Here is a 23,682-nt window from a genome sequence, read left to right as displayed (position 1 = left end):
AAACGCCTATGACCGCCCTTGCACGCATCACCCTGCTCAGCCTGGTATTGGGCTTGAGCGCTTGTGCGGTCCACCGCCCACCTCCGGCACCCACCGGCCCGACCATTCCCCCATCGGGCCCCTCGACCAAGCCAGCCACCAGACCCTCCAGCCCGGTCACCGCACCCGCGAAAGCGCCACCGAGCAAGTCGCCGACCTTCGCCCCGCCACCCGGCGCGGCCAGCCACTGGGACGGCAAGATGCAGGTGTATGTGCTGGAAGACCAGCCCGACACCTTCTACCGCCAGCGCACCTACTACCGCTGGAGCAACGGCTGGAGCCGCTCCATCAGCCCGGACGGGCCGTGGGAAGAGACCGACGTACATGGCGTACCGCCGGGGTTGAGCAAGCAGTACGCGCAGTGACAGAAGGCGACCTTTGGGTCGCCTTTTTCATGCCTGCAGTGTGGTCCTTCAAACGCTGGAGATCCAATGCCGGGGCCGGACTTGTCCGAGATAGAGGTCTGTCAGATAAAAATGATTTCCGAACTCAGCGCCATGAGTCCGTCATAGGCTGATGGCGTCATTCGGCGGATCTTCATCCTTACTCTCAACAAGTGCCGTTCGATAAAAGATTGTGCTGTCTTCGCACTTTCCACACGGACTGCCGCCATTCGCCCCTAGACGGACAGTTTGGGTGAAAAAATCGGCTCGACACCTACAAGCTGCTGGCGCGGCGTTGCTGCTTTCTTCGCCTTGTAGGACGGACCCTGTAGCGAGCAGGTAGGTATGAATGCCACCTCTGCGGACACGTACTTGGTGACCAGGGAATTGAGTTTCAGACAAGGCGAAAACTACTGCGATGGCATGGCGGAAAACCGCGCCTGTACTGCTGAAGGGCTGGGTCACATTGATTTCGTGATACTCGCACTTGAACTCCGCAGGATGGCGATCTGCGACACGCCCGCAATATCCGTATTGATTGAGACGGCGGCTGGTCAGCGAGCCGAGGAGGCCTGCGCGCCACAGTACGCCTACCGTAAAGGTAGGGCGAGATGAGCGAGGGGTAACTGCAAACCTGTAATTATGCTGCCCGGTAGCTCATAAGTTGAAGTTTGAAATTGCCCGTCAGGGGATGGTTGATGCGGTGTTGGGGATGTAACTCCATTAAATGAGAGGTTTCACTCAATAAAAAAGGAAGTTTCTATGTGTTGCCTACTTTTGTTGGAGTAGGAAGGAGGTTTTTTTTAAACTTGGCGGTTGGCTCATAGTTGGTTCGTAGCGGATGGCAAGGCTCTAAGTCGCATGTTTCATAGGTTTGTTGGAAATAATTGATTTGTGGATTGACATGTGTGGCGTGATGCTAATAATTTTGTGTGCAATGCCTTTTTAAAGGCGGGTTGAAATTCATTTGTTATAAAAACAAGGATAATTATATGAGTGTTCAGAATCCGATCGGCGCGGGATCAAATGAAAGATCTACTCGTGGTGAAATATATAAAGTGTGCGAGGCTGGTTATAATGAAATCGCAAATGCGATAGTGCGGCACTCTGCCCTACGTGAGCTTGAGTCGTTTGGGAAAATTATTTCCGATAAGCCACTAAGTCATCCAGAAAGGGCTCTATTTTTTGCAACTATTTGGGCTTTCTTCAAGGATGTTCCGGCTGGAATCGTCGCATTGGCTGCGCGCGTTACGGATGAATGGATTAAAGAAGATATGTGGCACGGCACGGCTAAAGCCGCGCATATTCTTTACGCATCCGTGGATGAATACGGTCTACATCAACATAGCAAGCATATGTTGCCAACCCATCATCAAATGTTCAAACAACTGACCACTCACCTGGGACTTTCCGATGCTGAGCTGTTCAATCCTCACTACATTCTTCCTGAGGGCACCGCCATGGGTAATAATACCCATCGAATGTACCGTTCTGAGTTTTTAGGTGAGGCATTGGGTTTTCATTTGGCGTCAGAAATGACTTCCTCACGAGAGTTTCAGTTTTTCCTGAAAGGATTTCAAAAATATGCCGGCGAATATGGCCTGGTCGACGAAGATGACCCCGTTTTGGCATTCTTTGCGATTCATTGTGAGGTTGAACCTATGCATGTCGCGACCGGGCGCGAAATCATGATTTCGTACTTGGAGAAAAATCCAACTATTGCCCCGCATGCAATGCGCGGGGCGATGGCATTTATGGATGGGTTCGAGCAAATGTTTGCCGCTTTGAATCGGCGGCTGGCCTGAAAATCGAACTTCTGATAGTGAAGGACATTATTATGAGTCGGTCTTATGAGTGCCAGATTTGCCACTACGTTTATTCAGAGTCTTCAGGCGAGGCTCTAGTCGATATAGAACCCGGCACGACTTGGGATGAGATTGGGGAGGCGTTTCAATGCCCGCACTGCCAAGCGAAGAAAAAGCTGTTTATTGAGGTTCTGAGTTAGATGCAGGGTTTTCTGAGTTCGATGGTATTCGCCACAATGCTTTCCATAGGTTTTGGACCGATAGCCTTGATCATCCTGAGGCAGTCCATCGCCTGTGGCTTTCGCGGCGCACTACCTGGGGCTCTAGGTGCGGCAGTTGCAGATGCGGTTTTTGCGGCTGTCGCATTTTATGGTTTGCAGACAATCAAGGCATTTTGGCTAGCCAATAACCGTCTGTTGACCTGGGTGGCAATTGCTTACCTGTTTTATCTGGGGGGCATTACATTTGCAAAACATACAGCTGTGGCACAAGTAAAAACGACAGCAGGATTTATCCCGGTCTTTTTACTGACGCTAATGAACCCACTCACTATCGTAGCGATCTCCTCCTATGTGATTGCCAGCGGCACGCTGTTTGAGGGGCTCGGGCTCTACCTGAGTCTGGCGGGTTTTCTGGTGGGTTCATTTTTAGGCCAGATGTTATATGCGCTGGGTGGCAGCCTCATCAGGACTGCGCTGATCGATAATCCTGATCTTGATGTGATCAATCGTATCAGCGGTGGATTATTGATTGGCTTTGCGGTGTGGCAATGCGCGCGCGTTTTGTCTGGAGGCTGACCCTCTGCCTTCCGGGAAACCGTGCACAGTTCCTGCACCCGAACATGAAAGCGCCTACGCGCACGCCTGACCGAGTGCGTAGCGCGTCACAATCCGATACTGTGGCCGCCGCCGTGAAACGTAGTCGGTCATGCAACAAATCTGCAGACAAGCGAAGAGGGTGTATTGATGGCGGGCAGGTTGATCTATCTCATCGGGCCATCGGGTTCGGGCAAGGACAGCCTGTTGGACGCTGCACGACCACGTTTGGCCGAACGTGGCTGCCGCATTGTGCGTCGGGTGATTACCCGCTCGGCGGAAGCGGTGGGCGAGGCGGCACAGGGGGTGAGCGCCGAGCAGTTTGTCGCGATGCAAGCCGAAGGCGCGTTTGCGTTGAGTTGGCAGGCCAATGGGTTGTCCTATGGCATACCCACGGACATCGACGCATGGCTGGCGGCGGGGGAGGATGTGCTGGTCAACGGCTCCCGTGCCCACCTGGCGCAGGCCCGCGAGCGTTACCCGGCGTTGCTGGTGGTGTTGCTGAGTGTCGATCAGGCGGCGCTGCGCCAGCGCTTGCTGGCGCGGGGGCGTGAGTCGGTGGCGGATATCGATGCGCGCCTGGCGCGTAATGCACGGTTTACGGCGCAGTTGCTGGCCGGCATGGGGGCGGGGTTGCTCGTGCTGGATAACTCCGGCCCGCTGGAGCATACGGTCGAGTGTTTGCTGCGCTACCTGGACCCGTCAGCGCGTTGACAACCGTTCCACATACTCCACAAACGCCCGCGCCTTGGCACTCGCCATCCGCCCTGTCGGAAACACCGCCCATAAGTCTCGCGCCGGCAAATGCCAGTCGGTCAGCACCGGCTTCACCGCGCCACTGGCCAGTTCCGGCGCGAACATCCAGGCCGATGCCAGGGTCAGGCCCAAGTGGTTCAGCACAGCCGCGCGCACCCCTTCCGCCGCTGTGATGTGCAAGCGGCCATGGACGACGATCGGGTATTCGCGGGCGTCTCGGGTAAATGTCCAGCGCGCGCCCTCGCCCTGGGTGTAGATGACCGCCTGGTGTCGCAGCAGATCGGCTGGCGTGGCGGGTTCGCCGAAGCGTTCGAAGTAGGCCGGGGTGCCCAGGATATGGCAGGGCGACGTCCCGATCTTGCGTGCGGTCAGCCCCGAATCGCTCAGGTTGCCCATGCGCAGGGCGACGTCGATGCCTTCTTCCACCAGGTTGAGGCTGTGGTCGTCGAGTACTACATCGATGTTCAACCCAGGGTACTGCTCCAGGAACGGCCCCAGGTGCGGAAGGATATGCAGGCTGGCGAAGGTCACGGCGGCGCTGATGCGCAAGTTACCCGACAGCCCGGCGCCCGCGCTGCGGGCCGCGTCGTCGGCCTCGTTGGCCTCATCGATGGCGCGCTTGGCTTTTTCGAAATACGCCAGGCCCGCTTCGGTCGGCGTCAGGCCCCTGGTTGAGCGCAGTACCAAGCGCACCGCCAGGCGCGCTTCCAACTGCGCGACGCTCTTCGACACCGCGGGCTGGCCGATGCCCAGGCGTTTGGCGGCGGCGGAGAACGAGCCGGTTTCGACAACGTGGACGAAGGTTTCCATGGCGGTCAGGCGGTCCATCGGGTGTCCCTTGCTTGTGATTGAGCGCATCGCGATGCAGTACGGCGCACAAGCCTACGGGGAATGGCTATGGCTTGTCACCCGCCCCCAGGCGGGGTTTATCGCAGTGAAGAAGCTTAAGTGGATATGTCTTTGTCTGGCGGGAATTGAAGTAAGCCAGTGACGGGTATTTGTTTAGAATTTGTTTTTTTATTGTAAAAGCAACCCGGTATTGGTGAGTCGGTTGTGTGGTTGGATATTTAAATTGCAAATAAAATCCTGGTTGTCTGACTGCATGTTACGCAGCGTGTGGTTGTTTCAGCTGAAACTAAAATAGTGTTGGTCCGCTATTTTTCACTGTGCGAGATTATCGGCGATAACGATGAGCCTGGTTTAACGCGGCTCGCGGTTATTGATACTTAATCTCCGGATCGATTCGATTCGGTGTTCTTGTGTATTCATTAATAATACGAGTGCCGCACAATGAATGGACCTGATCTGTTTTCTGTAACTTCCCGCATGGGGTTTCCGATATCGGACCCCGGCCCGTTTGGTGCCGGGGCCTCGAAGAAACCGTCGTTTACGACGGACCAGGCGGCCAAACAAATCACGCGGGAAAATCATCGTTTCCGTGACCGTAACGGTGATCAGAAGATCGACTTGCACTACACGGTCGACGCGAGTTTCACCGCCCAGCAGAAACAGCGCGTGCACCAGGCAGTGCAAGCCTGGCAGGATGTGGCCAATATCAATTTCCGCGAGCAGTCAAACGGTACGGACGGAGCGCTCAGTATCCACAACAACCCTCGCGGCGACCGGGGGGTTGCCGACTTACCTCATGGTTCCACGAATCGGACAGCAGCCACGATCGGCACCCGGGGCGGGGCGGCTTCGCCTGCGCTGGGCAGTCACTTTTCGGTCACGGCTATTCATGAAATCGGTCACGCTATTGGCCTGCAACATCCGGGACGCTATAACGGCGACGGTGCCAACTACCAAAACGGCGCGGTCTACGCGCAGGACACCAAGGCACGCACCGTGATGAGTTACTGGTCGGAACGCCATCAATCCGGTCATGACTTCAGATCGCTCAATCCGTCTGCCCCGATGATGGACGATATCGCCGCGGCGCAACGCTTGTATGGCGCCAACCACCAGACCCGCAAGACCGACACCGTCTATGGTTTCAACTCCAATACCGAGCGCGAAGTGATGAGCCTTACCAGCGCCAGGGACAAACCGGTGTTCTGTGTGTGGGATGGTGGTGGTGTGGATACGCTGGATTTTTCCGGGTTTTCCCAGGATCAGAAGGTCGATCTGAATGCGGAGTCGTTCTCTGACGTGGGCGGCTTGAAGGGCAATGTGTCCGTCGCCAAGGGATGTGTTATTGAAAACGCGATCGGCGGTGCCGGTCGTGATGCCTTGATCGGCAATGATGCGGCCAACCGCCTCAAGGGCGGTGCCGGCGCCGACACGTTGAGGGGCGGCGGCGGCGCGGATACGTTTGTCTACGATAACGTCAGCGACTCCGCCGCACAGAGCCCCGACCTGATCGAGGACTTCACCAGCGGTACCGATAAGATCGACGTCTCGGGTGCGTTAAAAGCGGCAGGTGTGCGCGCCCTGGTGTTTACCGATCGGTTCAGCGGCCGCGCCGGTGAAGCGGTGCTCAAACACGATGCCAGTACGGGGGGGGCGAGCCTGGCCATTGATCTGAAGGGGACGGGCAACGCGGACATGGTGATCAACAGCAAGGGGCAGATCAAGCCTGGCGATGTACGGTGGGATGGGTCGCAGCCTGAAGTTCAGTCTGTGCCGACGCCAGCCCCAACTCCGACTCCAGCTCCAACCCCAACCCCAACCCCAACCCCGCCGCCGGGTGAAACCCCAAACGGGCCGTCCGTACTGATCGAAATGCTTGCCAAGACGCTGTCAGCGTTCGTGTTACAGCTGCTGCAGATTATCGCCCCATCGTCCAGTGGCAGGCCGCGCTCGTAACCCCACCCACGATCCCGAGGCATCATGCCGTCAGGCAGTGACCGCCGAAGTGTGGCGCGAAGCACTGAGAAAGCGCAGCAGCGCCACCAGCGGGAACGCACTGCCCACCAGCATCACGCCCAGCCAGCCGCCGTGTTCGTACACGCTGCTGGCAATCGCCGAGCCGAAGGCACCGCCGATGAAGATGCTGGTCATGTACAGCGCGTTCAGGCGGCTGCGGCTGTTGGCGTCGAGGGCGTAGATGGCGCGTTGGCCGAGGACCATGTTCATCTGCACGCAGAAGTCGAGGACCACGCCGGTCACCGCCAGGCCGATCACGCTGTACAGCGGGTGTACGAAGGCCGGCAGGAAGCTCAACACCGCAAACACCATGGCCAGCAGTGACGCGCGGTGGGTGTGGCCGGCATCGGCCAGGCGCCCGGCGATGGGCGCGGCGATGGCACCGATGGCACCGACCAGGGCGAAGATTGCGATCTGGGTCTGGCTCAGGCCATGGTTGCGCACCAACTCCAGCGGCGCGGCGGTCCAGAACAGGCTGAAGGTGGCAAACATGCAACCTTGATAAAAGGCGCGCTGGCGCAACAGCGGTTGTTCACGCAGCAGGGTGCCGAGGGAACGCAACAACTGGCCATAGCTGGCGCTGTGGTCGGGCTGGCGCTTGGGGATGGTCATCAGCAAGACCACGCTGATAACGGCCATCAACGCGGCGGCGGCCATGAACATCGCGCGCCAGCCGAAATGGTCGGCGACCACACTGGACACCGGCCGCGCCAGCAGGATGCCCAGCAACAGGCCGCCCATGATGCTGCCGACCACGCGGCCACGGGACTCGGCAGGTGCCAGGTGCGCCGCCAGTGGGATCAGGATCTGCACCGACACCGAGCTGAAACCGATCAACAACGACACCAGCAGGAACAGGTTCGGTTGCTCGGTAAACGCCGCACCCAGCAGGCTGGCGATGGCGATCACGGTGGTGCTGATCATCAGCTTGCGGTTTTCCAGCAAGTCACCCAGGGGCACCAGGAAGAACAGGCCCAGGGCGTAGCCGATTTGCGTCAGCGATACGATCAGGCTGGCCATGGCGGGCGTCAGGCCGATGTCCGGCGCGATCAGCTCGATGATCGGTTGCGCGTAGTAGATGTTGGCGACGATGGCGCCGCAGCAAAACGCAAACAGCATCACCATCCCGCGGGTCATGGTGCTCGTAGCGTGGGGAGTAGCGTTCATGGTGTTCTCATAAAAGCGAAGGAAGATAGCGAGCGAGAGTAAAGACAAGACACTGCGACGAGTAGGCTGTTAGCGGTGATAACACTCATGCCGTGAAATGATGACTGAAGCCTTGGCGTTGGCTTCGAGCGCCCATGATACATGCAGACACGCCGGCCGAAACAGGCGACCCGGCGGCCTGACGATCACGCTTGGCATCAAACGAATGTGGGAGCGGGCTTGCCTGCAATGCGGACACCCCGGTGTATCGGACACACCCGGGCGACGCTATCGCAGGCAAGCCAGCCCCCACATTGGCTCGCGTTTCTTCAGTGCAAGCGGCTTACTGCCCGTTGTAGATCTGGTCGAACACCCCACCATCGTTGAAGTGGGTTTTCTGCACGGTGCGCCAGTCGCCAAAGGTCTTCTCGACCGACAGGAAGTCGACTTTCGGGAAACGATCGGTGTACTTGGCCAGCACTTTCGGGTCACGCGGGCGCAGGTAGTTGTTGGCCGCGATTTCCTGGCCTTCCGGCGACCACAGGTACTTCAGGTAGTCTTCGGCGACTGCGCGCGTGCCTTTCTTCTCGACCACTTTGTCCACCACCGTGACCGGTGGCTCGGCTTCGGCGGAGACACTTGGGTAGACCACTTCGAACTGATCGCGGCCGAATTCGCGGGCGATCATTTCCGCTTCGTTTTCAAAGGTCACCAGCACATCGCCGATCTGGTTGGTCATGAACGTCGTGGTCGCGGCACGGCCACCGGTGTCCAGCACGGGCGCTTGCTTGAACAGCTTGCCGACAAAGGCCTTGGCCTTGTCTTCGTCACCGCCGTTCTTCAGCACGTAGCCCCAGGCCGACAGGTAGGTGTAGCGACCGTTACCCGAGGTCTTCGGGTTGGGCACGACCACTTGCACACCATCCTTGAGCAGGTCCGGCCAGTCTTTCAGGGCTTTCGGGTTGCCCTTGCGCACGATAAACACGGTGGCCGAAGTGAACGGCGCGCTGTTGTTCGGCAGGCGGGTAGCCCAGTTGTCCGGCACCAGTTTGCCGTTGTCGACCAGGGCGTTGATGTCGGTGGCCATGTTCATGGTGATTACATCAGCCGGCAGGCCGTCGATCACCGAGCGCGCTTGTTTGCTGGAGCCGCCGAAGGACATCTGCAAGGTCAGCTTGTCGTTCGGGTGCTCGGCTTCCCAGTGTTTCTGGAAGGCGGCGTTGTAGTCCTTGTAGAAATCGCGCATCACGTCGTAGGACACGTTGAGCAGGGTGGTCGGTGCGGCCTGGACGACACCGGCCAATGCAAGGCCGGCGGCCAGAAGAGAGGCGCTAACGAGTTTTTTCACTGCTCATTCCTTGTTGTACGAGAGTAGAGAGAGGCACTTTGCCAGCGACTATAGCCGGGGGGGCACATTCGCTTAAAGATCAAAAAGATCTTTGCTTATTTCAACTTATTAAACAGTGCATTGCCACACCGTGAACAAAACGCCGCGTTTGCGTCATGGGTGTTTTTCTTGCACACCGGGCAGTCCGTTTGCAACTGTTCACCGCGCATGGCGTTGGCCAGTTCGGCGGTGAAGATCCCGGTGGGCACGGCGATGATCGAATAACCGGTGATCATCACCAGGGACGAGATCACCTGGCCCAGCGGGGTCTTGGGCACGATATCGCCGAAGCCCACGGTGGTCAGGGTCACGATCGCCCAGTAGATGCCCTTGGGGATGCTGGTGAAGCCGTGCTCCGGCCCTTCGATCACATACATCAAGGTGCCGAACACCGTCACCAGGGTGCAGACGCTGAGCAGGAACACCACGATCTTCTGCTTGCTGCCGCGCAACGCCGACATCAGGTAGTTGGCCTGCTTGAGGTACGGCCCGAGCTTGAGCACCCGGAAGATGCGCAGCATGCGGATGATGCGGATGATCAACAGGTACTGGGCATCGCTGTAATACAGCGCGAGGATGCCGGGCACGATGGCGAGCAAATCCACCAGGCCATAGAAACTGAAGGCATAGCGCAACGGCTTGGGCGAGCAGTACAGGCGCAGGCCATACTCGATGGCGAAGATGACGGTGAAGCCCCACTCGATGTAGGCCAGCACGGCGGCGTAATTGTCGTGGACTTCCTGGATGCTGTCGAGGATCACCACCACCAGGCTGGCGAGAATGATCAGCAGCAGGGTGCTGTCGAAACGCCGCCCGGCCGGTGTGTCACTCTGGAAAACCATGACATAGAGACGCTGGCGCCAGTCGTTGTTGCTGTCCATCACGTTCGCCCCTATCGAATATCGGGCAAGCCTAGGGGGATTCGAACGGGCTGTCCACGCGGGCTTTGTGCCACATCCGGCGGCTGGCGCGCACCAACCAGCAGGCGAGGATAAAGGGCGCGGTCAACGCGGGCAGGTGCAGCGCGGCAAAACCGGGGGTGAGGATGATCGCCAGGGCGATGCCGGCCAGCGGCAACCCAGGTCGGCGGCGTGTGCCGCTCAGGGCCAGGGCGGCCAGCGCCGGGTTGTAGCTGTGCAGGCCGAGGAGGGCGCCGACGGGCTCGCCCAGCAGCAGGGCGAACAGCACGCCGAGGACGGCGCCGGTCAATGCCCATGCTGCGGCACGGCGGTTGGCCAGGCATAACCCGAGCGCAATCAATGCGCCGGCCAGGGGCTGGTCCAGCAGCAGGATTTGCGCGAGGCCGCTAAAAGGCGCGCTGACGATGCCGAGAGCGTCGGGTTCGCGCAAGGCCACGGCGCTTTCGGCGGCCGCGCCCAGCAGCAGCCAGCCGAGGCCGACAAACGGCGCGGTATAGGCGGGCAAGGCCTCGGGCTGGGTGGTGTGTCGCAGCCATTGTCGGGTCAGGATCGCACTCAGGCCGCCGCAGGCGAGGATCAGCGGCACCACCATGACCGACCAGGCAAAGTGCTGGCTGATCAACAGGCCCAGCAACACACCGTTGTAGCTGTACAGGCCGGCCTGGCGTTCCGCCTTGGGATAGTCGCGGCGCTGGGCCGTGAGTAAGCCGGCGAGACCACCCAGCAGTGCACCGCCGAGCAGGGCTGGAGCGCCGAGCAGGATCGCCAGCAGACATAGCAGGCCACACAGCGGCTGGCGCTGCAGGACGATCTGGCTGAAGCCGTTGAGCAGCGCTTCGGCCCAGTCGGGGCAGGAGGGAGTGGGCATTGTTGTGTGATTCAGTGAGAGCGAGTTGTCCTCATCGCAGACTTGCCTGCGATGAGGCCCTGACCGGCGCTAGATCAACGTCTGATCGACCCCGGTTGCGCAACCCGCAGTTTCGGCCCTTGCAGGTCCATCGGGATGCTGAAGGGGGCATTCAACAGGGTGGGCAGCCTCGAGAATCAGAATGGCGCGAAAGTCGTTGACGTTGGTGCGGGTCGGTTCGGTGATGATCAGATCGTCGAGGGCGGCGAAATAGCCGTAGCCATTGTTGTTGTCCAGCTCGTCGCAGGCCGACAGCCCCAGCGCTTCGGCGCGGGCGTAGCTGGTGGGGGTCATGAGCGCGCCGGCGTTGTCTTCCGAACCGTCGATGCCGTCGGTATCGCCGGCCAGGGCGTAGACGCCGGGCAGGCCCTTGAGGCTGTCGGTGAGGCTCAGCAGGAATTCGGCGTTGCGCCCGCCACGGCCAGTGCCGCGCACGGTCACGGTGGTTTCCCCGCCGGACAGGATCACGCATGGCGCCGCCAACGGCTGGCCGTGCTGCACGATCTGCCGGGTGATCCCGGCGTGGACCTTGGCCACGTCCCGCGCTTCGCCTTCGAGGTCGCCGAGGATCAGCGGGCTGAACCCGGCCTGGCGGGCTTTTACCGCGACCGCTTCCAACGACTGTTGTGGGCGGGCGATCAATTGGAAGTGGCTGCGGGCGAGCAGCGGGTCGCCGGGTTTGACGGTTTCCGAGGCCGGGTTCTGCAACCAGCTGCGCACGGACGCCGGCGCGTCGATGCCATAGCGCTTGAGAATGGCCAGGGCCTGTTGCGAAGTGCTTGGGTCGCCGACCGTGGGGCCGGAAGCGATCACCGTGGCCAGGTCGCCCGGCACATCGGAAATCGCGTAGGTATAGACCGTCGCCGGCCATGCCGCCCTGGCCAGTCGGCCGCCCTTGATCGCCGAGAGGTGCTTGCGCACGCAATTCATCTCGCCGATGGTGGCGCCGGATTTGAGCAGGGCTTTGTTGATGGCCTGTTTGTCGGCCAGGCTGATGCCTTCGGCGGGCAGGGCGAGCAACGCCGAACCACCGCCGGAGAGCAGGAAGATCACCCGGTCGTCGTCGCTCAGTTGGCTGATCAGCGCCAGCACGCGCTGCGCCACTTTGATGCCGGCAGCATCCGGGACCGGGTGGGCGGCTTCGACCACTTCGATTTTCTGGCACGGCGCGCCATGGCCGTAGCGGGTGACCACCAGGCCCGTGACTTCACCGTGCCAGGCGTTTTCCACGACCAGCGCCATGGCGGCCGCGGCTTTGCCTGCGCCGATCACAATCACCCGGCCGCTGCGGTCGGCGGGCAGGTAGGCTTCGAGGACTTGCCGGGGATGGGCGGCGTCAATGGCTGTGGCAAACAGCTCGCGAAGCAGATGTTGCGGATCGACCGACATAAGCGGGCTCCCGGGGATTTTTTTGTTATTAGAGATGCAGCAATTGCGGCTATTGAAATGCGATCAACCTGTGGGAGGGGGCTTGCTCCCTCCCACATTTGACGGCATTTCAAAAGGGCAGCGGTGTGGGTTATTTGTCGCGAATCGAGAAGTTCGCCATATGCTCCAAGCCCTTGATCAACGCCGAGTGGTCCCAGTTGCCGCCCCCGATCGCGGTGCAGGTGCTGAACACCTGTTGGGTGCCGGCGGTGTTCGGCAGGTTGATCCCCAGCTCCTTGGCCCCGGCCAGCGCCAGGTTGAGGTCCTTCTGGTGCAGGTTGATGCGAAAGCCCGGATCGAAGGTGCCCTTGATCATGCGTTCGCCGTGTACTTCAAGGATCTTCGACGAGGCGAAGCCGCCCATCAGCGCTTCACGCACCTTGGCCGGGTCGGCGCCGTTTTTCGCGGCGAACAGCAGCGCTTCGGCCACCGCCTGGATGTTCAGCGCGACGATGATCTGATTCGCCACTTTGGCTGTCTGGCCGTCGCCGTTGCCGCCGACCAGAGTGATGTTCTTGCCCATGCTCTGGAACAGCGGCAAGGCACGCTCGAAGGTCTGCGGCTCACCGCCGACCATGATGCTCAAGGTGCCGGCCTTGGCCCCGACTTCACCGCCGGACACCGGCGCATCGAGGTACTGCGCGCCGGTCTGGTTGATCCTGGCGGCAAAGGCCTTGGTGGCGGTGGGGGAGATCGAGCTCATGTCGATCACCACCTTGTTCGGCGACAGGCCGGCGGCCACGCCATCGGCGCGGAACAGCACGTCATCGACCTGCGGGGTGTCGGGCACCATGACGATGATGAATTCGGCTTCCTGGGCGACGTGCTGCGGGGTGGCCAGCGCGATGGCGCCGGCGGCGATCAACTCGGCTGGCGCCTTGCCGTGATGCTCGGACAGGAACAGTTGGTGACCGGCTTTTTGCAGGTTGGCGGCCATGGGTTGGCCCATGATGCCGGTGCCGATGAATCCGATTTTAGCCATGAAGAAATCCTCTTTTTATTCGATAGAGCGCGGTCTGCCAAACACATGGGGTCCAAATGTGGGAGGGGGCAAGTCCCCTCCCACAGGTTGGTTGCGTGTTGTGCATGTCAGAGGGCGTTATGGGTCTTGAGCCAACCCAAACCCGCTTCGGTGGTGGTCAACGGCTTGTATTCACAGCCGACCCAACCCTGATAACCGATACGGTCCAAATGCTCGAACAGGAACCGATAGTTGATCTCCCCGGTCCCGGGCTCGTTGCGACCTGGGTTATCCGCCAGTTGGATGTGGTTGATCTCACCCAGGTGCGCAGCCAGGGTGCGGGCCAGATCGCCTTCCATGATTTGCATGTGGTAGATGTCGTATTGCAGGAACAGATTGGCGCTGCCCACCCTTTCGCGAATCGCCAGGGCCTGCGCGGTGTTGTTCAGGTAGAACCCAGGGATGTCGCGGGTGTTGATCGCTTCCATCACCAGCTTGATACCCGCCGCTTGCAGCGTGTCGGCGGCGTATTTGAGGTTGGCGACAAAGGTCTTTTCTATGATGGCATCGTCCACGCCCTGCGGCCGGATGCCCGCCAGGCAGTTGACCTGGGTGTTGCCCAGCACCTGGGCGTAAGCGATGGCCAGGTCGACCCCGGCGCGGAACTCCTCGACCCGATCCGGATGGCACGCCAGGCCCCGTTCGCCCTTGGCCCAATCGCCGGCCGGCAGGTTGAACAGCACCTGGGTCAAGCCATTGGCATCCAACTGCGCCTTGATTTCGGCAGAGCTGAATTCGTAGGGGAACAGGTATTCGACGCCTGCAAAGCCCGCATCGGCGGCCGCTTTGAAGCGAGCGAGAAACGCCTGTTCGGTGAACAGCATGGACAGGTTGGCGGCAAAGCGCGGCATAAGGTTCTCCTTAATCGAGCAGGGAAATGGCGGTCGGCGCATCGTTGCCGACCAGGGCCAGATCTTCGAATTCGTTGACGGCGTTGATCTCGGTGCCCATGGAAATATTGGTCACGCGCTCCAGAATAATCTCAACGATCACCGGAACCTTGAATTCTTCGAGCATTTCCTGGGCGCGGCGCAGTGCCGGCTGGATCTGGCCAGGCTCGAACACGCGCAGGGCCTTGCACCCCAGGCCTTCGGCGACGGCGACGTGGTCGACGCCATAGCCGTTGAGTTCCGGGGCGTTGAGGTTGTCGAAAGACAACTGTACGCAGTAGTCCATTTCGAACCCGCGCTGGGCCTGGCGGATCAGCCCCAGGTAGGAGTTGTTCACCACTACGTGGATATACGGCAGCTTGAACTGCGCGCCCACGGCCAGTTCTTCGATCATGAACTGGAAGTCATAGTCGCCGGACAGCGCCACCACCTTGCGGCTCGGGTCGGCCTTGACCACACCGAGCGCCGCCGGGATGGTCCAGCCCAACGGGCCGGCCTGGCCGCAGTTGATCCAGTGACGTGGCTTGTAGACATGCAGGAATTGCGCGCCGGCAATTTGCGACAGGCCGATGGTGCTGACGTAGCAGGTGTCCTTGCCGAACACCTGGTTCATCTCTTCGTACACCCGTTGCGGCTTGACCGGCACGTTGTCGAAGTGGGTCTTGCGCTGCAAGGTGGCCTTGCGCTGCTGGCAGTCATGCAGCCAGGCGCTGCGGTCCTTGAGTTTGCCTGCGGCTTTCCACTCGCGGGCGACTTCGATGAACATCGTCAGTGCGGCCCCGGCGTCGGAAACGATGCCGAGGTCCGGGGTGAATACGCGACCGATTTGCGTCGGTTCAATGTCGACGTGAATGAACGTGCGCCCCTCGGTGTACACCTCCACCGAACCGGTGTGGCGGTTGGCCCAGCGGTTGCCGATGCCGAGCACCACGTCGGCTTTCAGCAGCGTCGCGTTGCCATAACGGTGCGACGTTTGCAGGCCGACCATGCCTACCATCTGCGGGTGATCGTCGGGGATGGTGCCCCAGCCCATCAAGGTCGGGATCACCGGGATGCCGGTCAACTCGGCGAACTCCACCAGCAGGTCGCTGGCATCGGCATTGATCACGCCGCCACCGCTCACCAGCAGCGGGCGTTCGGCCTGGTCGAGCAGGGCCAGGGCTTTTTCCACCTGGATGCGCGTGGCCAGCGGTTTGGCCAGGGGCAGCGGCTGGTAGGCGTCGATGTCGAATTCGATCTCGGCCATCTGCACGTCGAACGGCAGGTCGATCAGCACCGGGCCAGGGCGGCCGGAGCGCATTTCATAAAAGGCCTTCTGGAACGCATACGGCACCTGGCCGGGTTCGAGGACCGTGGTCGCCCACTTGGTCACCGGCTTGACGATGCTGGTGATGTCCACGGCCTGGAAATCTTCCTTGTGCATCCGCGCCCGGGGGGCCTGGCCGGTGATGCACAGGATCGGAATCGAGTCGGCCGAGGCGCTGTACAGGCCGGTGACCATGTCGGTGCCCGCCGGACCCGATGTGCCGATGCACACGCCGATATTGCCGGCCTTGGTGCGGGTGTAGCCCTCGGCCATGTGCGAGGCGCCTTCAACATGGCGAGCAAGGACGTGATCGATGCCACCGACCTTCTGCAAGGCCGAATACAGCGGGTTGATCGCGGCGCCTGGGATACCGAAGGCGGTGTCTACCCCTTCACGACGCATCACCAGAACGGCGGCTTCGATTGCTCTCATTTTGCTCATTGTTTTGGTGCCTCTTGCGTTTTGTAATTGTATACAAGTGGTGTTTGGTCGAAGTGTATTCACGGCGAGCGCCACAGGTCAATGCATTTTATTCAGTAGCCTTTGCGTTCGTCGGAAGGTCTTTGCAGGGCATTTTTTCGACATTCGGTAGGTTTGTGCGAAAATATTGTATACAAAAGATAACTCTATTGTGTTCTATTTGTCGCATCCGGTATCTGTTCCAACAGAGCCCACGGCTTTCCCATAACAAGATAAGGACGGCACCCATGAGCGCTTTAACCTTGAAAGTCGCAGTCAACCTGGCCGGCCAGGCCCTCGCCGCAGGCCGCGCCATTGCCTCGGCACCGCTGACCATTGCGGTGCTGGACGGCGGCGGTCACCTGATCACCCTGCAACGGGACGACGGCGCCAGCCTGCTGCGCCCGCAGATCGCCATCGGCAAGGCCTGGGGCGCGATTGCCCTGGGCAAAGGCTCACGCTTGCTCGCGCTGGATGCGCAGCAACGTCCGGCGTTTATCGCCGCATTGAACAGCTTGGGGCAGGGCAGCGTGGTGCCGGCGCCGGGCGGGGTGTTGATTCGGGATCAGGAAGGGCTGGTGCTGGGGGCGATCGGGATCAGCGGGGACACGTCGGATATTGATGAGCAGTGTGCGATCACGGCGATTGAAACGCTGGGTTTGTGGGCGGATGCGGGGGTGTCAGCCTGATTTTTGGATGACTGTCAGGGCCTCATCGGGAGCAAGCTCCCTCCCACCTTTGACGGTATTCACAAATAGACATGTGTAAACCCAATCAAATGTGGGAGGGCGCTTGCCCCCGATTGCCACAGGCGCCTCGGTGTTTTAGTCCGGCGCACAGCCCTTGAGCACCAACCGAATAATCGTCTGCGCCGCCGCCTCGTAATCCGCCTCATCCAATTTGGCCTTGCCGGTCACCGCCGAAATCTGCCAATCGAAATCCGCATACGTCTGGGTTGCGGCCCAGATGCTGAACATCAAGTGATTGGGATCGATCGGCGCAATCAATCCGCGGTCCACCCAGTGCTGGATGCACTGGATATTGTGCTTGGCCTGGGCGTTGAGTTGCTCGACCTGTTCGGCGCTCAGGTGCGGGGCGCCGTGCATGATTTCGCTGGCGAACACCTTGGAGGCGAAGGGCAGGTCGCGGGAGATGCGGATTTTCGAGCGGATGTAGTTGCTCAGTACCACCGCAGGCTCACCCTCCGGGTTGAACGGCGTCGAGGCTGCCAGGATCGGCTCGATGATGCTCTCGAGCACTTCGCGGTAGAGGTTGTCCTTGGACTTGAAGTAGTAGTAGACGTTGGGCTTGGGCAGCCCGGCCTTGGCGGCGATGTCGCTGGTTTTGGTCGCGGCGAAGCCCTTGTCGGCAAACTCCTCGCTCGCCGCCCGCAGGATCTTTTCTTTGTTGCGCTCGCGAATGCTGCTCATAAACCAGAGGGTTCCTTGCCATGACAGGCGGTTGCGCATGGTAGCACCGGCCATCCGCGAGCCTCAACAATGTGCCCGCGACACTCTTGGGGTCGATCGTGCATCCCGGTTTTGGCCTACAAAAAACTCGGAAATAGACTATCTGTAAAATATAGACGAATTGTTTAGATTGGCGTAGTGTCCGCTGGGTCAGTGACTGAGCCTGCGTCAATCACCCGTGTTCCTTCGGGTTAACCAGGCCTCAGGCACTACCCAGAATAAAAATAATTCGGTAGGTGCCTTCATGAAACAGGTCAAACAGACGCTCTATGCCGTAACGATCACCCTCGGGCTGTTGTCGGTAGCCCATGCGCAGCCGCTGCGTTTCGCCACGGAGGGTGCTTATCCGCCTTTCAACTATGTGGACTCGAATAACCAACTGCGTGGTTTTGACGTCGATATGGCGAACGCCCTGTGCGCCAGCCTCGGCGTCGAATGCACGATTGTTGCCCAGGACTGGGAGGGCATCATCCCGGGCCTGCTCGCGAAAAAGTACGACGCGATCATCGCCTCGATGGCCATCACCGAAGAGCGCCAGAAGACCGTCAGCTTCACCCAGCCCTACAACCGCACGCGCATGGTCCTGGCAGTGCCCAGGGGCAGCGACATTCAGGACGCTGCGCCGGCCACGTTGTCCGGCAAGACGGTCGGCGCTCAGTCGTCGTCCACCCAGGGTATCTACAACCAGGATGTCTATGGCGCCAATGGGGCGCGGGTCAAGTTGTACGTCGGCCAGGATGAGGCCAACAGCGACCTGCTCAACGGCCGCCTGGATGCGGTGGTCAACGACAGCGCGCCGATGCAGGAGTGGTTGAAGAACACCGACCCGCAGTGTTGCCGGGTGCTGGCTATCCCCGGTACGCAAAGCGACGCCGGTATTGCCGTGCGCAAGGCCGATGAGGCGTTGCGCGCCAGGCTGAACCAGGCCATCGCGGACGTGATCGCCGACGGCACGTATCGACAGCTCAAGTTGGCCCATGGCCTTGAGGATGATTAAGCGCGGGGGCGTCTTCCATGTTCGAGTCATTAGGGTTGTTGTCGTTGGGCGCCGGTGGGTGGGGCGGCGCGCTGCTGGCGGGCGCAGGGGTCACGATGGCGCTGGCATTGGCGTGTGTGCCGCTGGGGTTGCCATTCGGGTTGTTGGTGGCGCTGTGCAGCAGATCGGCAAACGCCACGGTGAGGGCGATGGCTGCGCTGTTCTCCACCTGTTTTCGTGGCCTGCCGGAGTTGCTGACGTTATTGATCGTGTATTACGGCATCCAGATCGCGCTGCAGAAGTTCCAGGCGTATTGGGGCGGTTCGGCCGAGTTTGGCATCAACGCCTTCGTGGCGGCGGTGATCGCGTTCAGCCTGGTGCTGGCGGCCTTTTCCAGCGAGGTGTGGCTGGGGGCGTTGAAGACCGTGGCGCGCGGCCAGTACGAAGGTGCCCAGGCACTGGGCTTGAGCCGCAGGCACACGTTTTTCAAGGTGGTGCTGCCGCAGGTGATGAGGATCGCCTTGCCGGGGCTTTCGAACAACTGGTTGAGCCTGCTCAAGGACACGGCGTTGGTGTCGACCATTTCCCTGGTGGACCTGATGCGCCAGACCAGCCTGGCGGTGAACGCCACCAAGGAACCGATGCTGTTTTATCTGGCGGCGTGTGGCCTGTACCTGCTGCTGTCGTCGATGTCGGGGTTTTGCATCGCACAGCTTGAAAAGCACTACGGCCAGGGTCGGGAGCGTGCCTCATGATGGGGGGCGAGCGTTTTGCCGAGTGGCTCGGGCTTGAACTGCTTCAGCGCTACGGTGCGCAGTTGTTCGATGGCTTGTTGCTGACCCTGCAATTGGTGGCGATATCCAGCAGCGCCGGGATGGTGCTTGGCGTGCTGTTGGCGTTGGGCAGGACTTCACGCTGGCGTTTGTTGCAGTACGGGTGCAGGGCCTATCTCTACTTTTTCAGGGGCTCGCCGCTGTTGGCGCAGTTGTTCCTGATCTATTACGGCTTGGGTTCCTTCCACGGTTTCTGGCGCGACCTTGGCCTGTGGGGCTGGTTCGGCGACCCGTGGTTTTGCGCCGTGCTGGCGTTCACCTTGAATACGGCGGCCTATCAGGCCGAGATCTTTCGCGGCGGGTTGCTCTCCGTGCCTCGTGCCCACTATGAAGCCGCGACGGTGTTGGGGTTGAGCCGCACCACCACGTTTTTCAAGGTGACCTTGCCGCAGGTGCTCATCGTGACGGTGGGGCCACTGGGCAATGAACTGATTTTGATCATCAAGGCCAGCGCGATTGTGTCGCTGGTGACCTTGCTGGATTTGATGGGCGTGGCCAAGCTGGCGTTCTCACGCACTTTTGATTTCCAGGTGTATGTGTGGGTGGCGCTGGTCTACCTGCTGGTGGTCGAGTGTGTCCGGCGAGGGGTGAACCGGATCAATCGTCGACTCACCCGCCACATGCGGCCAACTGACGAATGATAGGGAAGGGTGGATACATGGGGTCATCAGGGGAGTTTGAGCGGTCGATCTGCGCGCCTGCGCCGGTGGTGATCGACGTCGAAGGGCTGAGTAAATGGTACGGCCCATACCAGGTGCTGCACGGTATCGACCTGCGCGTGGTGCAGGGCGAGCGGATTGTGCTGTGCGGCACCTCGGGCTCCGGCAAGTCCACGTTGATCCGTTGCCTCAATCGTCTGGAACCGGCGCAGCAGGGCCGAATCCAGGTGCTGGGCGCCGACTTGAGCGCTTCGCCGACGCTCTGCCGCGCGGCCTTGCGTGAGGTCGGCATGGTGTTTCAGGGCTTCAACCTGTTTCCGCACCTGACCGTCTTGCAAAACTGCATGCTGGCGCCGATGTCCGTGCGCGGCATGCCCCGCGACAGCGCGCAGGACCAGGCGATGGCGCTGCTGAAAAAAGTCGGGATCGATCAACACTGGAAAAAATACCCGGCGCAACTGTCGGGCGGCCAACAGCAGCGGGTCGCGATAGCCAGGGCATTGTGCATGACCCCGAAAATCATGCTGTTCGATGAGCCGACGTCGGCACTCGACCCGGAGGCTGTCGGCGAGGTGCTGGACGTGATGGTCATGCTCGCCGAAAGTGGCATGACCTTGCTCTGCGTCACCCACGAAATGGGCTTTGCCCGGCAAGTCGCCGGGCGTGTGCTGTTTCTCGATGGCGGGCGGATCATCGAAGACCAGCCGCCGGAGGCGTTTTTCACTGCGCCACGCACACCTCGCGCGCAAGCGTTTCTGGCGCAGGTGCTGGGGTAGGCGGCTGGTATCGAGCAGGCAAAAAAAAGCCATTCGAGCGCGTCGAATGGCTTTTTTACCGCGCGCTGCGCTTATTCGGCAATCTGCAACTTGCGCGATTCCGTATAGATGTAGCGCACCTTTTCGTACTCGAACGGCGAGTTCAACTGACCGTAGCGGAAGCTGGTCTGGTAACGCTTGTCGACCACGCGCAGGGCCCAGATCTCCGGATGGTTGGAGCTGACTTCGGAGACGTTCAGGAAGTTGATCTGCGATTCGGCGCTGTAGTCGACCACCAAGCCGCTGGTATCGCGCAGGTTCGATGGGCCCAGGATCGGCAGCACCAGATAGGCGCCGCCAGGCACGCCGTAGAAACCCAGGGTCTGGCCGAAGTCTTCGCTCTGGCGCGGCAGGCCCATGGCGGTAGCCGGGTCCCACAGCCCGGCAACGCCGATGGTGGTGTTGAGCAGCAGGCGCCCGGTGGTTTCCAGGGAGCGGTGACCCTTGAGTTGCAACAGGCTGTTCAACAGGTTGGGCACATCGCCCAGGTTGTTGAAGAAATTGCTTACGCCGGTACGCAGGAAGCTCGGCGTGACGTAGCGGTAACCGTCGACCACCGGCAGGAACACCCATTGGTCGAAGCGGTAGTTGAAGTGGTAAACGCGACGGTTCCACGATTCCAGCGGGTCGTACACGTTGAGGGCGGTCAGTGACGAGCGTTCGAACTCGCGCTGGTCCAGGCCCGGGTTGAACTTGAGTTTGCTCAGCGGCTCCTTGAAGCCGTCGGCACCCACGACGGTGGGCGCGTGCGCCTTGCTGTTGTCGGCATTGGCCACGCTTGCGCACATCAGGGCGGCAAGCAGCAGAAGATATTTAGCCACGGAAAAACTCCAGCATGGCGTCGGCGTTGACGCGGTAATTGAGGTTGCCGCAATGGCCGCCCAGCGGGTAGACAGTCAAGCGATCGCCGAAGGTTTGACGCAGGAAGCCGAGGTCGCCCGGGCCGAGGATCACGTCGTCGGCGTTATGCATGACGGCGATTTTCGGGCTGGTGTGCAGGTAGTCCTTGAGGGCGTACAGGCTGACCTGATCGACCAATTGCAACAGGCTGCCGCCATCGGAACGGGCGCGCCACATCGGGATGACCTGTTCGGTGAGGTAGCAATCGAAGTCACATTGCAGCGCGCGCTTGAGGAACGGCGTGAGGCTGGTGCCTTCGGTGATCGGGTACTTCGGCGGGATGATCAGGCCGCGGCGGTTGATCAGGTCCGAGGTGAACGCGATGTCGGCCGCCGAAAAACGGAACGTGGTGCCGATCAGCATGGCCATCTGTTCGTTGGTCAGGTGCTGCTTGGAGTTCTGGAAGTCGTAGAGCAGGGCGTCGTTAAGGTCGATGTAGCCCTTTTGCTGGAAGTAGCGGGTCAGCTTGTTCAACACCAGTTCATAAAAGGTCGTGGTGTTGTTGATGCCCTTGACCTCGGTCTGCACCAGCTTGTCGAGGTTGGTGATCGAGGTGTACAGGTTGACCGGCGGGTTGAGCAGCAGCACTTTCTTGAAGTTGAAGCTGCGGCGGGTTTCGTCGAGCTTGCTGACAAAGGCCGCATCCAGCGCACCGAGGCTGTAGCCGCTGAGGTAAAAGTCGGTGACCGGCAGTGAGGCGTTCTGCGCACGCACTGCTTGCATCACGCGGTACATGTCTTCGGCGTCTTCCTGGGTGATACCCGGCGTGGCGAAGCGCGAGGCGGCGCTCATGAAGTCGAAGCTGGTCGGCGATGACAGTTGCACGACGTGGTAGCCGGCCTGGTAGTACAGTTTTTTCAGGTATTCGTTAATGCTGCTGTCAAACCGCGCACCGGTGCCCGAGATCAGGAAGATCAGCGGTGCGGCGCGGTCTTGCTTGGCGATGCGGTAGGTGAGTTTCTTCACTGCCCAGAAGTTGTCGGGCAGGCTGAACTCGCGCTCGGGACGCATGTTCAGGGTGTAGTCGGACTGGTTGATTTCGTCGTCGCTCGGCAAGCTGGGCCGAAGGTCAGGCGGCGTGGTGGCGATGGTCGCTTCGAACGGGTTGGTCAAAGGGAAGCCATAGCTGGCCTGGTCGATGTCGACGGCCAGTGCTGACGCACTCAAAAAAAGGCTGCCCAGCAAGGCAGCGCAGCGCAAGGAACGGAGCATGACTTAATCCCTAAGAGGAAACGTGCTGAATGAAGTTCGCAGGCTATGACCACCGCGTTGCCACCGAAGTGCCAGCCATCGGCACGAAAAGTCGGATAAAAAACGTCGGAGTCGGGGTAATAGTAGGCAGAAGATACACTTTGCCGCGTATTGATGGACACTTATCTGCGTACACATCTTGCTAACGGCCACCGGGGGATTAAGCTGAGCGCCGTTTTTGCCTATCGGAGTGCTCCATGTCCCGCCGCTTGCCGCTGACCCTACTGCTCATTGCCTTGCCATTATGGCTGGCCGCCAGTTATGCCGCGCGTTACGGCTTCATGGAGGATGGCCGGTGGGTCGGCATTTGCGCGGATGAAGCCAACCGCTGGGAATGCCAGGTGCGTTCGAACCTGGGCTTGATGATTCACTTCCAGGTGATGGGCTGGGCTGGGCTGATCGCGTCGGTGCTGGCGTTTTTCGTGCCGGGCCGTGCGGGGTGGGGGTTGGCGGTGCTGGGGCTGGTGTTCGGGTTGCCGGCGTTGGCGTTGTACAACACCACATTTGCGGTGTTTGCGGTGGTGATTGCCGGGTTGCGCTTGGTCCGCAAGCCACGGGCGGCCTGATAGGGCCAATCGGGGGCAAGTCGAATCGTCGCACCGCCCCTTCCACATGGGAACGCGTTCCAAATGTGGGAGGGGCTTGCCCCCGA

General features: G+C 60.4%; 25 protein-coding genes. 13 read left to right on the top strand and 12 right to left on the bottom strand.

Going from position 1 to position 23,682, the window contains the following annotated elements:
• The first annotated feature begins 8 nt into the window (after positions 1–8).
• From ACP7E3_RS23280 to phnN, 6 genes are all read left to right on the top strand, one after another.
• On the top strand, positions 9–404 hold the full coding sequence (locus ACP7E3_RS23280; RefSeq protein WP_017849443.1) for a hypothetical protein: 396 nt from the start codon (positions 9–11) through the stop codon (positions 402–404).
• 363 nt (positions 405–767) lie between these two features.
• Complete coding sequence (locus ACP7E3_RS23275; RefSeq protein WP_046384218.1) at positions 768–1,037, top strand: hypothetical protein; 270 nt, start codon at positions 768–770, stop codon at positions 1,035–1,037.
• 377 nt (positions 1,038–1,414) lie between these two features.
• Positions 1,415–2,227 (top strand): iron-containing redox enzyme family protein, encoded by an 813-nt coding sequence (locus ACP7E3_RS23270; protein ID WP_046384217.1) that lies wholly within the window; start codon positions 1,415–1,417, stop codon positions 2,225–2,227.
• A 32-nt stretch (positions 2,228–2,259) separates the two neighbouring features.
• Entirely contained in the window at positions 2,260–2,427 is a 168-nt protein-coding gene (locus ACP7E3_RS23265; RefSeq protein WP_017849446.1) for a rubredoxin, read from the top strand.
• The gene (locus tag ACP7E3_RS23260; RefSeq protein ID WP_046384216.1) at positions 2,428–3,024 is read left to right on the top strand and encodes a LysE family translocator; all 597 of its coding nucleotides are present in this window, start codon (positions 2,428–2,430) and stop codon (positions 3,022–3,024) included.
• 168 nt (positions 3,025–3,192) lie between these two features.
• Entirely contained in the window at positions 3,193–3,756 is a 564-nt protein-coding gene (phnN, locus tag ACP7E3_RS23255; RefSeq protein ID WP_017849448.1) for a phosphonate metabolism protein/1,5-bisphosphokinase (PRPP-forming) PhnN, read from the top strand.
• Here the strand turns inward: phnN and ACP7E3_RS23250 are convergent.
• Complete coding sequence (locus ACP7E3_RS23250) at positions 3,745–4,626, bottom strand: LysR family transcriptional regulator (protein ID WP_426124506.1); 882 nt, start codon at positions 4,624–4,626, stop codon at positions 3,745–3,747. The two genes, phnN and ACP7E3_RS23250, sit on opposite strands and share 12 nt — an antisense overlap.
• Positions 4,627–5,088: 462 nt before the next feature.
• On the opposite strand from ACP7E3_RS23250, the gene ACP7E3_RS23245 reads away from it, so the two are divergent.
• Positions 5,089–6,603 (top strand): M10 family metallopeptidase C-terminal domain-containing protein, encoded by a 1,515-nt coding sequence (locus ACP7E3_RS23245; RefSeq protein ID WP_426124504.1) that lies wholly within the window; start codon positions 5,089–5,091, stop codon positions 6,601–6,603.
• 30 nt (positions 6,604–6,633) lie between these two features.
• Here ACP7E3_RS23245 and ACP7E3_RS23240 read toward each other — a convergent pair whose 3' ends face one another.
• From ACP7E3_RS23240 to gcl, 8 genes are all read right to left on the bottom strand, one after another.
• Positions 6,634–7,830: an MFS transporter gene (locus ACP7E3_RS23240; RefSeq protein WP_026140344.1), complete on the bottom strand. Its 1,197-nt coding sequence runs from the start codon at positions 7,828–7,830 to the stop codon at positions 6,634–6,636.
• Positions 7,831–8,152: 322 nt separating this feature from the next.
• Positions 8,153–9,157 (bottom strand): sulfate ABC transporter substrate-binding protein, encoded by a 1,005-nt coding sequence (locus tag ACP7E3_RS23235; protein WP_046384213.1) that lies wholly within the window; start codon positions 9,155–9,157, stop codon positions 8,153–8,155.
• A 95-nt stretch (positions 9,158–9,252) separates the two neighbouring features.
• A complete protein-coding gene (locus ACP7E3_RS23230) occupies positions 9,253–10,077 on the bottom strand; it encodes an ion transporter (RefSeq protein ID WP_046384212.1) in 825 nt (274 codons plus the stop codon).
• Between the two features lie 31 nt (positions 10,078–10,108).
• Positions 10,109–10,984 carry an urea transporter gene (locus tag ACP7E3_RS23225; protein WP_046384211.1) on the bottom strand — a complete coding sequence of 292 codons (876 nt, stop codon included), beginning with the start codon at positions 10,982–10,984 and terminating at the stop codon, positions 10,109–10,111.
• 69 nt (positions 10,985–11,053) lie between these two features.
• Positions 11,054–12,412 (bottom strand): glycerate kinase type-2 family protein, encoded by a 1,359-nt coding sequence (locus tag ACP7E3_RS23220; RefSeq protein ID WP_261754013.1) that lies wholly within the window; start codon positions 12,410–12,412, stop codon positions 11,054–11,056.
• Between the two features lie 130 nt (positions 12,413–12,542).
• A complete protein-coding gene (locus ACP7E3_RS23215; RefSeq protein ID WP_046486391.1) occupies positions 12,543–13,433 on the bottom strand; it encodes a 2-hydroxy-3-oxopropionate reductase in 891 nt (296 codons plus the stop codon).
• A 107-nt stretch (positions 13,434–13,540) separates the two neighbouring features.
• A complete protein-coding gene (gene hyi / locus ACP7E3_RS23210) occupies positions 13,541–14,323 on the bottom strand; it encodes a hydroxypyruvate isomerase (RefSeq protein ID WP_288080759.1) in 783 nt (260 codons plus the stop codon).
• 10 nt (positions 14,324–14,333) lie between these two features.
• A complete protein-coding gene (gene gcl, locus ACP7E3_RS23205) occupies positions 14,334–16,109 on the bottom strand; it encodes a glyoxylate carboligase (protein WP_017849458.1) in 1,776 nt (591 codons plus the stop codon).
• Positions 16,110–16,375: 266 nt separating this feature from the next.
• Between gcl and ACP7E3_RS23200 the strand changes: the two genes are divergently transcribed.
• Positions 16,376–16,816 (top strand): GlcG/HbpS family heme-binding protein, encoded by a 441-nt coding sequence (locus ACP7E3_RS23200; RefSeq protein ID WP_046384207.1) that lies wholly within the window; start codon positions 16,376–16,378, stop codon positions 16,814–16,816.
• A 135-nt stretch (positions 16,817–16,951) separates the two neighbouring features.
• On the opposite strand, the gene ACP7E3_RS23195 is transcribed toward ACP7E3_RS23200, so the two are convergent.
• Positions 16,952–17,557 carry a TetR/AcrR family transcriptional regulator gene (locus tag ACP7E3_RS23195; protein WP_046384206.1) on the bottom strand — a complete coding sequence of 202 codons (606 nt, stop codon included), beginning with the start codon at positions 17,555–17,557 and terminating at the stop codon, positions 16,952–16,954.
• A gap of 283 nt (positions 17,558–17,840) precedes the next feature.
• On the opposite strand from ACP7E3_RS23195, the gene ACP7E3_RS23190 reads away from it, so the two are divergent.
• From ACP7E3_RS23190 to ACP7E3_RS23175, 4 genes are read left to right on the top strand one after another with little or no spacing between them, the layout of a single operon-like run.
• Positions 17,841–18,593 carry a transporter substrate-binding domain-containing protein gene (locus ACP7E3_RS23190; RefSeq protein ID WP_426124499.1) on the top strand — a complete coding sequence of 251 codons (753 nt, stop codon included), beginning with the start codon at positions 17,841–17,843 and terminating at the stop codon, positions 18,591–18,593.
• A 17-nt stretch (positions 18,594–18,610) separates the two neighbouring features.
• On the top strand, positions 18,611–19,327 hold the full coding sequence (locus ACP7E3_RS23185) for an ABC transporter permease (RefSeq protein WP_426124497.1): 717 nt from the start codon (positions 18,611–18,613) through the stop codon (positions 19,325–19,327).
• Positions 19,324–20,046, top strand: a complete 723-nt coding sequence (locus ACP7E3_RS23180) for an ABC transporter permease (protein WP_046384203.1) — start codon at positions 19,324–19,326, stop codon at positions 20,044–20,046. Before ACP7E3_RS23185 ends, ACP7E3_RS23180 begins: the two co-directional genes overlap by 4 nt.
• Positions 20,047–20,063: 17 nt before the next feature.
• A complete protein-coding gene (locus tag ACP7E3_RS23175; protein WP_046384202.1) occupies positions 20,064–20,840 on the top strand; it encodes an amino acid ABC transporter ATP-binding protein in 777 nt (258 codons plus the stop codon).
• 71 nt (positions 20,841–20,911) lie between these two features.
• On the opposite strand, the gene ACP7E3_RS23170 is transcribed toward ACP7E3_RS23175, so the two are convergent.
• Both ACP7E3_RS23170 and ACP7E3_RS23165 read right to left on the bottom strand, forming a co-directional pair.
• Complete coding sequence (locus tag ACP7E3_RS23170; protein WP_046384201.1) at positions 20,912–21,700, bottom strand: MlaA family lipoprotein; 789 nt, start codon at positions 21,698–21,700, stop codon at positions 20,912–20,914.
• Complete coding sequence (locus ACP7E3_RS23165) at positions 21,693–22,991, bottom strand: serine/threonine protein kinase (RefSeq protein WP_046384200.1); 1,299 nt, start codon at positions 22,989–22,991, stop codon at positions 21,693–21,695. The genes ACP7E3_RS23170 and ACP7E3_RS23165 overlap by 8 nt, the downstream gene beginning before the upstream one ends.
• A 236-nt stretch (positions 22,992–23,227) precedes the next feature.
• Here ACP7E3_RS23165 and ACP7E3_RS23160 point away from each other — a divergent pair, with 236 nt between their 5' ends.
• A complete protein-coding gene (locus tag ACP7E3_RS23160) occupies positions 23,228–23,596 on the top strand; it encodes a hypothetical protein (protein WP_126587903.1) in 369 nt (122 codons plus the stop codon).
• Positions 23,597–23,682: the final 86 nt, after the last annotated feature.

The organism is Pseudomonas sp. PSPC2-3 (assembly GCF_049898265.1).
In the GTDB taxonomy this organism is placed as follows: domain Bacteria; phylum Pseudomonadota; class Gammaproteobacteria; order Pseudomonadales; family Pseudomonadaceae; genus Aquipseudomonas; species Aquipseudomonas veronii.
The sequence above is the reverse complement of the archived record's forward strand: the minus strand, read 5'-3'. Positions and strand labels throughout refer to the sequence as shown.